Here is a 13,806-nt window from a genome sequence, read left to right as displayed (position 1 = left end):
ACAATGAATCGAATGCAAATGCAAGAAACCTGTTGTTGCTGTTGTATGATGGCAATGACAATGAAAGGGAGTGTATATATAATAGGTATAAATCAAACAAAACGTAAAGATTATGAAAAGAATAGTATTAGTTATAGCAGCAGTATTAAGCCTTGGTCTGAACAATATCTGGGCAGAAGGTAACGCCATCAACGAGACCAACGCAAAAAATAACATACGCACCATCAAGAGTCCGCGCTTTGCACGACCACTGGTAGAGAAATGGATAGAAGAGTACGCCAAAACTGAGCCAGGCGTAACCTTCCAACTTGCAAAAGGCTCAGGCAGTCTGAACAGTATAGACCTGCTTGTCACGTTTGGCAATCAGGACAACAATACACAAAATATTAGCCACGTTGTTTATTTCGGAGAGACAGCCGTGCTGCCTATCACTGCACGTAGCTCTGAGGCAGCTCGACTGCTCGAAGGAAAACATCTGAATAATAAGAAACTGAAACAGCTCTTCTTCTTGAACGACGATTTCGAAGAGGATGTCAAGAAGAACAAGACCTTTGAGAGTCTCACCATCTATAGCGGAAGCAATGCCACATCGGTAGCCTCATCGTTCGCCCACAATTTCGGCGAAGAAAGCAGTAATTTCCGTGGCAAACGCATCTCTGGCGACGATTTATTCTTAAACAGCGCACTTGCCAAGGATCCTCTTGGCGTGTCGTTCAACGCATTACCCAACATCTTCGACCTGGAAAGCCGTCAGCTCAAGAGCGAACTTTCATTGATAGGATTGGACATCAAGAAGGATCTGGCCGACAACTTTAACGATAACAGTACACTCGACAAGTTACTGACTGCTCTTGAAAGCAGTAAGATTGCCGAAGTGGCTATTGAGAAAGTCGGCATCAGCGTGAACCATGCCGACGATGAAGTAAACAAATTCCTGGAATGGGTACTGGCCAATGGCACAAAATACAACCACGAATTTGGATTGTTGAATCTTAAGTAAAACACAGCACATACTTATGGTAAAAAGATTGTTTATTGCAACACTCGTTGCAATAGGGCCCTTAGCGGCCCTCGCACAGGGCCTGGTTACTGGTCATATCACCGATGTCCGAACAGGTGAACCGTTGATAGGCGCCTCGGTGATTGTCAAGAGTGAAAAGGGAAAAGGTGTAGTAACCGATATAGACGGAAACTTCAGTCTACAGACAAAGGTTGAAGCCCCCCTGACCCTAAGAGTGGAATATGTAGGCTATCGTGCCCTCGATGTAGATGTATATGACTTCGACGAGCCTGTTCAGATACAACTCATTGAGAACTCTAACAGCTTGGAAGGTATCGTTGTAACAGGTGTAGCACAAGGCACCTCCAGAAAAGGGCTTTCCTTTGCCTTGACAAAGGTGAGCGACGAGTTAATCAGCGCTGTTCCTCAAACCGATGCCTCAACCACCCTACGTGGAAAAGTGGCCGGTATCAGAATAGAACAATCCGATGGTAATTCTGGCGCAAAGGTATATCTTCGTGGAGCAAAATCCATCAACGGCAATATTGAGCCACTGATTGTGATTGACGGTTTTGTAACCTCACTGTCATTATCTGACATAAACCCAACAGACATCGAGACTATCGAGATTGTCAAAGGTGCCGCAGCATCAGCACTTTATGGTACCCGTGGTGAAGGTGGTGTCATTCAGATCATCACCAAAAAAGGAAGAGGTAACAAACTGAGCGTTACACTCGACAACGAGTTAGGATTCAGCCATGCCATCAATATTCCTAAAACTTCACAATATCATCACTACAAGGTGAATAGCGATGGATCGTTTGCACTGAATCAGGGTGGTCGCGTTATCGATTACCAGGAGAATGGATATTCTGTTAACCTTCATCCCTACATCAATCCTGTCGATAACATCAGCAACCTGCTGAGCGACCAGCCCTTTTACAACAATACCGTTTCACTCGGTGCCTCAGGCGAGCAGTACAATATCTATGCATCTTTCCAGAACCAGTCGAAAGGTGGTGTTACCAGTGCCATCGATGCTGATAAGAAGCAGAGTTTCCTGTTTAACTTAGGATATAAGCCCGTCAAAGGACTGACAACCGAGTTCACCGCCCAATACAGTGTGAGCAATAATCCCTCGTATGTTGCCAACAACTCAAGTGCCAACGGACTGGTGTATTCAGCCCTGTTGCTGGAGCCGTTCATTAACCTGGCACAGAAAGATGAATCAGGCAAATATCTGGTTGCCCCCGATGGTCTGAATCTGGTATCGAGCCAATTCAGTAACCCACTCTATGAGTTTACCAATCGACAGTACGATTACACGACTAAGAACCTGTTGCTTGGTTGGAAAGCCAGATACCAGATATCCAAAGCATTCAGTGCCGAGGCAGCCTACTCTATCCAGCGTACAGACTATCTGACAGAGAACTATTACCCTATTGGTTATGAGACACTGTCAGTAGACGCGACCAAAAACAATGGTTATTATGAGAAGACAACCAGACAGACCAATACAAGAAACGCCCAGTTCCAGCTGAACTATAACCAAAAGGTTGGTGACTTTGATCTGAGCGCAGCTTTCAAAAGTGTCTACGAATATGAGCAGATAGACGGGTTCAGTGCTAATGGTTACAATCTGACTGCACCTGTAAAATCACTAAACATCACAGATGCTTCAACCCGTAGCATTTCTTCTACATGGCAGAAAACGGTCAACTACGGTTATTTCCTGAATTTCAAAGGCAGCTGGAAAGACAAGTGGTTCTTGGATGTATTAGGACGTCTTGACAAAAGCTCACGTTTTGGCAGCAACGTCAGCTGGGCATTCTTCCCTCGTGCGTCAGTGGCTTATCGACTCACTCAAGACTTTAAGTTAGGTCCTGTCAATGAATTGAAACTGCGTGTTGCCTATGGTGAGGCTGGTAGTCTGCCACCTTATGGTGCAAAGGACAGCCGTGTAACACTGACGAATTCGGGTGGTGTCAGCTTTACCCAAAACGCCAATACAGATCTGAAACGTGCCATCACAGCAGAGACAGAGTTCGGATTCGATGCCGTTATCTGGAACTGGTTGAACGTACAGTTCAACTATGCCTTCGCAAGAAGTAAGAACGACTTTATCTCAGTTCCCTCATTTACGCCTTCACAGGGTTCTGCCACCATCTATGATAATCTAGGTAAGGTTAAGTCAAACTCTTTGGAGTTAGAGTTCTCTGGTCGTATCATCAATACCAAGAATTTCTCTTGGGATGCAGGCTTGACGTTCAGCCGTGTCCGCAGTGAAATCACCGACATGGGAGATATCCCTGCCTTTACAGACGGTGACTATCGTCGCGACAAGGGTTTAAGCACCTCTACCATCTGGGGATATGGTATCTTTACGGATTTGAGGCAGTTAAAGACTAACGAGGCTGGCTATGTAACAAATGCCGGCGACGGAACAAAGACATTGAACGATTACACAGTTAACTCATTAGGCTTTGTAGTAGAGAAAGCTGCATTAGGCACCAAGAACGAAGCACCAGTCTTCTATGTAGATGAGAAAACAGGAAACACCAAAGTGATTGGTGATGCACAGCCCGACTTCACTGTAGGTTTCAGCAATACTTTCACTTATGGTCCGTTCTCTCTCTACGCTTCGCTCGACTGGAAGAAGGGTGGTCAGAAGTATAACGAAACGGTACAGTATCTGGCTTATGTGTCACGCTCGGAATTCGACGATAAAGCTGCACAAGCCGGTCTTCCACTCACTTTTGCAACACAGGTATTCAATGCTGAGTTGCCCACCGACTATTGGGTTGAGGATGCAGGCTATGTGTCACTACGCGAGCTATCACTCTCGTACAATATCCCAGTAGCACGCCTTGGTCTTGGACAGTGGATAAAGAAAGCGCGCTTTGCCTTACTCGGACGTAACCTCTTCATCCTGACTAAGTTCACTGGTGTCAATGTTGATGGTGACAACTATGATGGCAGTGCCGGTACATCCGATTTCTTTAACTATCCATCATACCGTACACTCTCAGCTAAGTTAACGATTGATTTTTAAATGCAGATTACAATGAAAAAGAATATCCTACCATATATCGCAGCTGTTGTCTTGTTCACAGCATGCGAGAAAACAGATTTCGACGATCCAAGCACTCTTACCAACGAGGAAGCTGTTAGCATCATCAAGAGTTTTAGCTATTCGCTCGTAACCAGTAGTGTGCAAACGGTATTCAATACAACTACCAGCACAGCAGGCGTCCATTTCAGTTTGCTGGCCGACCAGACCACCAATACCAATGGTAACTCCAACTGGTGGTATTACGCCCAGGAGCCGCGCATGAGGATTATCAATAGCAGTTCTGAGCGTTCCTATAGTGCCTCGCTCAACGCACTCTACAGCAGTTTTTATCAGGCTAACCTGGATGCGACGAAAGTTATCGACATCATTGAGAATCAAGGAGGTAAAGCTTATGATGATGCCGGTAAGGACCGAACAAGCGACTGTCTTGTAGGAGCCTACTATGCTAAAGGTGTTGCTCAGGGCTATCTTGGCAATCTTTATGATCGTGGCATCATAGTAGATAACATTTCACTGACAGAAAAAGGCTATCCCGATTCTTACAAGGACTTGACCCTGAATGGTGTCAAGCACCTCGAGAAAGCGATTGAACTCGCCCAAGGCTCAAATGCTTTGCAGTTCGATTTTCTCAGAGGCATCACCATCAGCAAGGACGATTTTCTGAAACTTGCCAATTCCATCGCAGCCCGTATCTTGTCGTCTATAGCACGTGATAAATCTGAGGCAGAATCCTTGGGTGCAGCTTATTGGCAGAAGGTCTTGGCGTTTGCAGAAAAGGGATTCACCAATGATTTCCTGATTACTACAACCTCGGGCGGCTACTACAATGCATTGCTTAACAACCTGAATTTCAAGGGTAATAGCAATCGCCCTGTCGATGTCAAAGTGCCTTATCTGGCAGACAATACACATACCTACCCTAATTACTATCCCACAGACGATACCATCTTAGGTCCTATCACAACAGATGACGACCGCTTTTACCAGTATTTCTCATATACGCCCAACTTTGGCATCCTGATGGAATCACGCGGTCGAGGACTCTTCTCAAACTATATCCGCGAACGTTGGACTAATAGCAGTAATAGTCTGGCTGAAGTAGGCTCCATCAACCCTTATTTCCTGGCAGAAGAAATCAGGTTATTAAAAGCAGAGGCCAAGCTCTGGCTTCAGGATTATGAGGGAGCTGCCGCCTTGCTGAATGCTGCTGATGCAGCCCGTAAGTCACAAGGGCATCTGGGCAATATCGCAGCCAATGAGGATGCCATCCGTCAGGCTATCCACTATGAGTACGCCATAGAGATTGATGCCGCAGGTGGCGTCACTGTACCATTCACCTTCATGCGCCGCAACAACCTGTTGATAGGAGGTACGCCTACAGAGTATCCGATCCCTCAGAAACAACTCGAACTTATCGGCGAGGAGCTGTATAGCTTCGGTGGAAAAGAGTACATCGGCGAAAAAGGCATCTTCGGCGAGTTGGCTACTGCTTACGACACTGGTTGGAAAGCTTCAGAATAATGGAATCATAACAACATAGAGAATAAATCATATGAATATCAGATACAAGTTTTTGAGCCTCATATGCCTGCTCACATGGGGATACGGCGCTTACGCCCAAACCGGCACATTAGAGGAGAAAGCCGATTCCAATGGTTATATAGTCTTTGATGGCGATAAGGCTCCCGATTTTGTTGCCACCCTGACCGACGGCCAACAGGTAAGACTGTCCGACCTGCGAGGCAAGTTAGTGATGATACAGTTCACCGCCAGCTGGTGTGGGGTATGCCGTAAGGAGATGCCATTCATCGAGAGTGATATCTGGCAGAAACACAAAGACGATCCTAATTTTGTATTGATTGGCATCGATCGCGACGAGCCCATAGATAAGGTCAAAGCCTTCGCCCAGAAAACCGGCATCACCTATCCCCTGGCACTTGATCCCGGTGCTGACATCTACGCTAAATACGCATTGCGTCAATCAGGAATCACTCGTAACATCCTGATTGACCGCGATGGAAAAATCATCAAGCGCACACGTCTTTTCAATCAGGAAGAGTTCCAGTCGCTGGTTAACACAATAGACAAGTATTTATCAAAATAAAAAATAGCATAAGATGATGAAACGAAATATATCACTTTCGATTATTGCACTCTTGCTGGGGGGCACTCATCTGGAAACGACAGCTCAGACCAATACACAGAAGCAGCCGATAGGCATCGACTTCTTCTCGAAAGTCCAGGCCATATCCGATGTCAAGACCATTGGCAACGATATCTTCTTTGTTATCCGCAAAGCCAATATTAAGGACGACAAGTACACAAGCGATTTATACCAATTAGTAGATGGCCGTGCCAAAGCGCTAACCACCTCAGGTACCGTCGGAGGATATGATGTGCTTGCCGACGCCATCATCCTGAAAAAACGGGATAAGGGACAGACGGTGTTCCTTGAACTTACAAAAGGTTATGGTGAAGCCACAGAATGGTTGCGTCTGCCATACTCAGTAGGACAGGTGAAATATATCAGTCGTCAGCATTTCTTCTTCACGGCATCCTATAAGCTACATCAAACAAACGACAGATTGCCCGATTCCCTGAAAGCCAAGGACGCCAACAAACGCTACCGAATCTTCGACGAGCTACCATTTTGGTCGAACGGACGTGGCGACATCAATGGCTCACGTCAGGTACTGTATGAGTATAAGAACGGACAGGTTAAGGCGCTGACCGACTCCCTACAGAATGCCGGAGGTCTTGCATTAAGTCCTGATCACCGCTATTTGGCATATACGATTTCTGACAAGAAGAGTTTCCGTATCCACAGCAATCAACTTCACATCTACTCGATTGCTGAGCAGACATCCAAACAACTGGGTATAAAAGATAGCACCAGCTATGGTTCCCTGCAGTTTATCGATGGACAGCGTCTTTTCCTAACCGCCAAGACGCATCGTGCAGATAACCCTCAGGCCAACAGTCAGTTCTACCACTTATCCATTCATAGCGGTCAGTTCAAGCAGGTCTACAATGGCGAACCATACGAGCTGGGCGGTGGACTCGCCACAGATACCAAAGGCGGCAATCACTCAGAGCCACTTATTGATAAGGATGGCATCATCTTCAACACCACCGCCATTGACAGACTTCCCCTTGTCAGACTATCTTGGAAAGACGAGACTGTTACCCCGCTAACTCCTCTGAATTATGATGTCGACGCCTATCTGCGTTATCAGAAGGGATTTCTCCTGTTGGCTTCAGAAGGACAAAACGGTCAGGAATTCTATTTGTTCGACGGCAAAAATGAACCCAAACGAATCAGCGATATCAATACGTCAACGTTCGCATCCCATCAAGTTGTCACCCCACAGGAAATCAAATATATCAATGGGGCTGGACAAGAGCAACGTGGATATATCCTACCGCCAACCAATTTCGAGTCAGGAAAGAAGTATCCCACGATTCTCGACATCCATGGTGGCCCTCGTGCAGCCTATGGTGCAGGATTCTTTCACGAGATGCAGTATTGGGCCAATCAGGGATATGCAGTCATCTTTGCTAATCCTCGGGGAGGAAGTGGTCAAGGCTCTGACTATGCCCAACTGAAAGGCGACTTCGGTGGTCGCGACTACGATGATATCATGGCATTTGTTGATGCTGCCATTGCACAGTTCGACTATATAGACAAAGATCGTCTTGGCGTAACAGGCGGATCATATGGTGGTGTGATGACCAATTGGATTATCGGCCATACAGACCGTTTCCGTGCGGCAGCCTCCCAACGCAGTATCAGCAACTGGGTATCACTCGAAGCCCTCAGCGATATCGGCTACAATTTTGGTTGGGGATATATAGGTGCAGATCCTTGGACAAACAATCAAGAACTATGGAAAAAGTCTCCCCTTGCTTATGCAAACAAGGTCAAGACACCAACTCTTTTCATCCATAGCGATGAGGACTACCGTTGTCCTCTGCCCGAAGGATTACAGATGTACAGTGCATTGCAATATTTTGGTGTAGCTTCACGCATCGTCATCTTCAAAGGTGAGAACCACGAGTTATCTCGTAGCGGCCGACCGCTCAATCGAATCAAACGACTTCAAGAAATTACAAACTGGTTTAATAAATACTTGAAATAATGAAAAGAACTATTGGATTATTACTGTTGGCCACACTGGTAGTTGGCAGCAGCTCAGCAGCAAAAAAGAATACAAAGGGAAATCAGAAAGCAAAGGTTGCCCTGGACTATATAAACAACAATTTCGCCACCTACGACAAATTGCAAAAGACCATTTGGGCCAATCCTGAGTTAGGGTTTCTCGAGACTAATAGTAGTGGGCTGCTAAAGCAGCATCTCCGTGAGAACGGTTTTAGCATTGAGGAAGGTGTGGCTGGTATGCCAACGGCTTTTGTAGCAACTTATGGCAGCGGCGAACCTGTAATCGGTTTTCTGGCTGAGTTTGATGCTCTACCTGGTCTCTCCCAAGACACTGTCCCCTATCGCAAGCCTATCAAAGAGAATGCTCCTGGTCAGGGGTGTGGTCATAACACATTTGGTGTCGCTTCAAGCGCTGCTGCTGTATCACTGAGTAAATGGCTGGCATCCAACAATCAGAAAGGAACGATCAAGGTGTATGGTTCGCCAGCCGAGGAGGGTGGTGCAGGTAAGGTATATCTTGTTCGAGAAGGCTTGTTTAAGGGCGTTGACGTCGTACTCGATTGGCACCCCTCATCAGTCAATGCCGTAAGTACTAATGGAGGAACAGCCATGGTAATGGTCGACTATAAGTTCTATGGTAAGCCAGCCCATGCTGCAGGAAATCCATGGAAAGGGCGTTCGGCGTTGGATGCCGTTGAGGCATTCGACTACATGGTCAACCTGCTTCGAGAACATGTCCCCACTTCATCACGTATCCATTATGTCATTCCCGATGGTGGCTTTGCACCCAATGTAGTACCAGAATACGCCCGTGTAAGCTACTATATCCGCAGCCCCAAGAGAGACATCTTGAATACGCTGACAGAGTGGATTGATTCGGCTGCCGTAGGTGCAGCCAAGGGCACCCAAACCAGAGTAGAAAAGGAGATTGTAGCCGGAACTTATGAGCGATTGCACAACAAAACATTATCGCGTGTGATTCAGAAAAATCTGGAAACAGTAGGTGGCGTCATCTACGACGAACGAGAGCGTAAGTTTGCCGAAGCCCTCAACAAAGCCAGCGGCAATCCAGATTCACTTGTCAATATGGCAGCAAAGGTTCTGCCCTTGGCTGAATTTCCCAAAGAAGGGAGTGGCGGTTCAAGCGATGTCGGCGATGTATCTTGGGTTGTACCTTTAGCCAGTTTCGGAGCGGCCACCTTTGTTCCTGGCAGTCCGGGACATAGTTGGCAGAATGTAGCGACCGATGGAACCACAATCGGCACAAAAGGACTATTAAATGCCAGCCGTGTGTTTGCATTAACCGCTGTCGACTTGTTTACCGATTCCAAATTGCTAAACGCTGTCAAAGAGGAATTTAAGAAAGAAGTAGGACCTGATTTTAAATATGTTCCGTTGTTAGGTAATCGTAAACCAGCCCTCGATTATCGTGTTTCAAAGTAAGAATAATCGAAAATGGTACGGGATTCTCACTGGAATTCCGTACCTTTGCATATGAATATGAAAACATCATTTATTTGGATTGGTGCCCTCGTCGTGGGTGCAGTATTAGGATGGCTCGGGCTGGAATGGCTCGATGCTTCGATGAATTTTGTAGCTACCGTATATACACGCTTGTTTCAATTATTGGCGGTGCCAACCATTGTATTGGCTGTCATTACCACATTTTCCACGTTCGGTTCTAAGGGGTCTGGACGCATCTTTGGTCATACGCTTACCTACACCCTACTCACAACTTTAGCAGCCGCAAGTATAGGGGCCGTCCTCTATGTACTCATTGCCCCGGGCAAACTGCCCCTTGATTCGTTGGTCAATGCTACTCTGACTTCCGATCTCGCCCCTCAGACCTCATATATAGATCATGTCGTGAGCATCATTCCTAACAATATCGTACGTCCATTTATTGATGGTAACGTACTGTCATTGCTTTTATTAGCTTTTGCCATCGGTTTCGGTCTGTCTAAACTACCCGAATCTGAAAACAAGACGACAGTCGTTAGGGGGCTGATTGGTTTGCAAGAATTATTGTTTTTATTGATTCGCGGCCTTATCCGGACTCTTCCCTTGGGTATCGTGGCATTCTCTGCCCAACTGTCGGCACAGGTGTCAACAGGTGTGGTGGCCGACTCTATTGGCAAATATGTATTAGTGGTATTAGGGGGGAATGTCATCCAGTTCTTCGTAGTGCTACCACTATTCCTATTAGCTCGCGGGCTGAACCCCATCCATGTGCTTAGCAAAATGATGCCTGCTGTGCTCATGGCACTCTTCACCAAGAGCAGCGCCGCAACCCTACCTGTAACCATGGATACCGCAGAAAAGCGTCTGGGTGTCCGTCAGAACATCAGCCGCTTTGTACTCCCCATATGTACCACCATCAACATGAATGGTTGCGCAGCCTTTATCCTTGTCACTTCGCTGTTTGTCATGCAGCAAGGCGGCACGCCACTCACCCTAAGCACTATACTGATGTGGATAATCATCTCGGTAGTCTCGGCTATCGGTAATGCAGGTGTACCCATGGGGTGCTTTTTCCTCACGTTATCATTAATGTCTGGCATCGGCGCACCAGTAGCCGTTTTAGGCATCATCCTGCCCATTTACACCATTATCGACATGATTGAAACAGCAGAAAACGTATGGAGCGACTCATGTGTAGCAGCAATGGTCGACCATGATATATAAATAGTTCACTTCTTACTCATAGCCCTTTCTTCCATCGCCAGACTATGAGTTCTTTATGGTTTGGATGTATTCCTCATAGGAGATAAAGCGTCCACCCATCGACTTCAAGTGGGGTGTTTCGAACTGGCAATCGATAAGTTTACCACCCAATGAACCGAATGTGCGCGCCAAATGAATCAAAGCGAGCTTCGAGGCATTGGGAACAAGCGAGAACATGCTCTCACCAAAGAAAGCCGTACCAAGATTGATGCCGTACAGTCCGCCCACCAACTGCGAATCGTTCCATACCTCCACACTGGCAGCAAACCCCTGCCGATACATCTCGGTATAGGCCTCAATCATCTCAGCACCCAACCAGGCACCTTCGTCCTGGTTGCGGTTCTGGGCGGTAGCACAACCGCGTATCACACTCTCAAAATCCTGATTAATCGTTAAACGATAGTCGCCTTTGTTTATCAACTGACGCATAGAGTGGCTGACGTGCACCTCGTTGGGGAAGATCACGAAGCGTTGCAACGGACAATACCATAGAGGCTCGTCTTGATGTTTAAACGAAAACCAAGGGAAAAAACCATTGGAATAGGCCAATATCAAGCGATCGACCGATAAGTCACCGCCAATAGCCACCAGTCCATCTTCCTCACCCAAATGCGGGTCAGGGAACCACAAATCGTTATCCAATTGATAAACTGCCATCGCGCGTACCTATTATAACTGAGCCACCTTGTTTCAGACTGCCAAACAGTATCTCGCGCATTAGCAACGGTTTCAGCCGCTGGGCTATCACACGATCCATCTCGCGAGCACCATACTCGCGGGTATAGCCTTCTTTGAGTAACAACTGGAAGGCGTCGTCGCTCAGCGTCATCTCCACCTGCTTGGCAGTCAGTTTCTCCTGTAGTTCACCCAGTTTCTTACGCAGAATCAGGGTCGCCATTTCACGATCCATATCGTTGAACACCACAGTTCCGGTCAAGCGATTGATGAATTCAGGTTTGAACAACCGCTTCACCTGCTTCAACATAGCTTCGCCGCGCGTGGTACTGCCAACAAAGCCGATATTGGCCTGACCAGCATATTGGGCACCGGCATTCGAGGTCATAATCAAAATGACATTACGGAAGTCGGCCTTACGTCCCTTGTTGTCTGTCAGCCGGGCATAATCCATTACCTGCAACAGAATATTGTAGATGTCCTGATGGGCCTTTTCAATTTCGTCGAGCAGTAGCACACAATTAGGCGTCTTACGGATAGCATCGGTCAGCAATCCACCGTCCTCGTAGCCCACATAGCCTGCTGGCGAGCCTATCAGCTTAGCCACGGTGTGCTTCTCAGTATATTCACTCATGTCGAATCGTAGCAGGGCAATACCTAACTCCGTAGCCAGAACACGAGCCACCTCAGTCTTACCCACACCGGTAGGTCCTACAAATAGCAGCGATGCCAAGGGTTTATTGTCGTCGAGCAGTCCAGCCTTCGATAGCTGTACCGACTCTACCACCTGACGGATAGCCTCATCTTGACCATAAATCTTCGATAACAGACGTGGAGCCAACGTCTCCAACTGACTATTATCGTCATCCTCAGTCATTACCATCGCTTCAACCTTGCAGGTCTTTGCCAACACATCCGAGATATCAGTCTTCGTGACACGCCCCTCATTAGTATTACTTCTTACTTCTGCCATAGCACCAGCCTCGTCAATGAGGTCGATAGCCTTGTCGGGCAGATAGCGGTCGTTTACATATTTAAAGCTGGCATCCACGGCAAAGTCGAGTGCCGCCTCATCGTAGATCACATGATGAAACGTTTCGTACTGTCCGCGCAGCTGTCGCAGGATGTGTTTGGTCTCCTCGGGTGTAGGCTCAGTGATGTCAATCTGCTGGAAACGACGTACCAATCCTTTCGAGCGAGAGAAATGACGATTGTATTCCTCGTAGGTAGTCGACCCGATAAAACGGATACTACCACTCTCCAGATAGGGTTTCAACATATTCGAGGCATCCATAGAACTATCACCGATAGCGCCCGCTCCTACCAGCGTATGTATCTCGTCGATGTACACGATATTTCGATCAGACTCTTCCTGAATGCCATCCATAATGAGCTTGATTCGATTCTCAAAATCACCACGATACTGTGTACCAGCCAACAGGGTTCCTATATCGAGCTGGTAGATCCGGCTACCCTTCAGTCTGTCAGGCACGTTACCTTCGGCTATCAGTCTGGCCAGTCCCCAAACCAGAGCGGTCTTGCCAACACCAGGTTCGCCAACATGCAACGGGTTATTCTTATCCTTGCGACACAGCACCTGGATAGTGCGCTGCAGTTCAGACTCACGTCCTATCAACGGATTGTGCTGATGATACAGATCGTTCATACAGGTCACCAGACGTCGCCATGCACCTTCTTGCCGGTTCGCGCCAGTCTCAAGTTCCAGATGGTCAGCCACCTCGTAGGCGCTAATCAGTTCGCTCATAAAATCGCTCTCGTTATCACCCAACGCATCTTTTAGCAGATAGGCTGCCCATGACTCCTTGAGTTGTAACAGTCCCATGGTCAGATGCGGAGCATCGAGGGCTGTGGCTGAGCTATTGACAACCTGTAAGCAGGCCAACTCCAGCAGCTGGCCCATTTGTACAGAAGTCTCTGGCTCATAATCACATTCCTCGGGCACCATTTCGATTTTCTCCAAACAATCCTCTAAACGGTCCTGAAACAGATCGGCCGAGTAATAGGTATCGAAGGTTTGATTGAACTCATAATCATCCAACAGCACCATCAACAGATGCTCTGGCATCAGGAACTCATGACGATAGCCCTTACAGCATTTCAGACTGTTATGCAACAGTTTGATAGCGCGAGGTGATTGCTGTATTTCTGCCATAT

Annotated in this window: 9 protein-coding genes; 7 read left to right on the top strand and 2 right to left on the bottom strand. The window is 47.2% G+C overall.

From position 1 onward, the window contains the following. Window positions 1-112: 112 nt before the first annotated feature. From T491_RS0102640 to T491_RS0102610, 7 genes are read left to right on the top strand one after another with little or no spacing between them, the layout of a single operon-like run. Complete coding sequence (locus tag T491_RS0102640; protein WP_028902497.1) at window positions 113-1,000, top strand: hypothetical protein; 888 nt, start codon at window positions 113-115, stop codon at window positions 998-1,000. Window positions 1,001-1,016: 16 nt separating this feature from the next. After that, window positions 1,017-4,052, top strand: a complete 3,036-nt coding sequence (locus tag T491_RS0102635; RefSeq protein WP_028902496.1) for a SusC/RagA family TonB-linked outer membrane protein — start codon at window positions 1,017-1,019, stop codon at window positions 4,050-4,052. A gap of 12 nt (window positions 4,053-4,064) precedes the next feature. Continuing rightward, a complete protein-coding gene (locus T491_RS0102630) occupies window positions 4,065-5,594 on the top strand; it encodes a hypothetical protein (RefSeq protein ID WP_155950000.1) in 1,530 nt (509 codons plus the stop codon). 31 nt (window positions 5,595-5,625) lie between these two features. Further along, complete coding sequence (locus tag T491_RS15515; protein WP_081773207.1) at window positions 5,626-6,177, top strand: TlpA disulfide reductase family protein; 552 nt, start codon at window positions 5,626-5,628, stop codon at window positions 6,175-6,177. A 13-nt stretch (window positions 6,178-6,190) separates the two neighbouring features. Next, complete coding sequence (locus T491_RS0102620; RefSeq protein WP_081773206.1) at window positions 6,191-8,212, top strand: S9 family peptidase; 2,022 nt, start codon at window positions 6,191-6,193, stop codon at window positions 8,210-8,212. Then, window positions 8,212-9,675, top strand: coding sequence for an amidohydrolase (locus tag T491_RS0102615; protein WP_028902493.1), 1,464 nt, complete (start codon window positions 8,212-8,214; stop codon window positions 9,673-9,675). Before T491_RS0102620 ends, T491_RS0102615 begins: the two co-directional genes overlap by 1 nt. Window positions 9,676-9,732: 57 nt before the next feature. Further along, window positions 9,733-10,917, top strand: a complete 1,185-nt coding sequence (locus tag T491_RS0102610; RefSeq protein ID WP_231480165.1) for a dicarboxylate/amino acid:cation symporter — start codon at window positions 9,733-9,735, stop codon at window positions 10,915-10,917. A gap of 42 nt (window positions 10,918-10,959) precedes the next feature. On the opposite strand, the gene aat is transcribed toward T491_RS0102610, so the two are convergent. Both aat and clpA read right to left on the bottom strand, forming a co-directional pair. Beyond that, on the bottom strand, window positions 10,960-11,613 hold the full coding sequence (aat, locus tag T491_RS0102605; protein WP_028902491.1) for a leucyl/phenylalanyl-tRNA--protein transferase: 654 nt from the start codon (window positions 11,611-11,613) through the stop codon (window positions 10,960-10,962). Further along, on the bottom strand, window positions 11,591-13,804 hold the full coding sequence (gene clpA, locus T491_RS0102600; protein WP_051522928.1) for an ATP-dependent Clp protease ATP-binding subunit ClpA: 2,214 nt from the start codon (window positions 13,802-13,804) through the stop codon (window positions 11,591-11,593). Before clpA ends, aat begins: the two co-directional genes overlap by 23 nt. Window positions 13,805-13,806: the final 2 nt, after the last annotated feature.

Origin of the sequence: Prevotella sp. P6B4 (genome assembly GCF_000619985.1) — a bacterium.
GTDB lineage: Bacteria > Bacteroidota > Bacteroidia > Bacteroidales > Bacteroidaceae > Prevotella.
The sequence above is the reverse complement of the archived record's forward strand: the minus strand, read 5'-3'. Positions and strand labels throughout refer to the sequence as shown.

Coding starts and splice junctions, on each gene's coding strand:
- T491_RS0102640 (WP_028902497.1), top strand. CDS start 113: ATGAAAAGAATAGTATTAGTTATAGCAGCAGTATTAAGCCTTGGTCTG.
- T491_RS0102635 (WP_028902496.1), top strand. CDS start 1,017: ATGGTAAAAAGATTGTTTATTGCAACACTCGTTGCAATAGGGCCCTTA.
- T491_RS0102630 (WP_155950000.1), top strand. CDS start 4,065: ATGAAAAAGAATATCCTACCATATATCGCAGCTGTTGTCTTGTTCACA.
- T491_RS15515 (WP_081773207.1), top strand. CDS start 5,626: ATGAATATCAGATACAAGTTTTTGAGCCTCATATGCCTGCTCACATGG.
- T491_RS0102620 (WP_081773206.1), top strand. CDS start 6,191: ATGATGAAACGAAATATATCACTTTCGATTATTGCACTCTTGCTGGGG.
- T491_RS0102615 (WP_028902493.1), top strand. CDS start 8,212: ATGAAAAGAACTATTGGATTATTACTGTTGGCCACACTGGTAGTTGGC.
- T491_RS0102610 (WP_231480165.1), top strand. CDS start 9,733: ATGAAAACATCATTTATTTGGATTGGTGCCCTCGTCGTGGGTGCAGTA.
- aat (WP_028902491.1), bottom strand. CDS start 11,613: ATGGCAGTTTATCAATTGGATAACGATTTGTGGTTCCCTGACCCGCAT.
- clpA (WP_051522928.1), bottom strand. CDS start 13,804: ATGGCAGAAATACAGCAATCACCTCGCGCTATCAAACTGTTGCATAAC.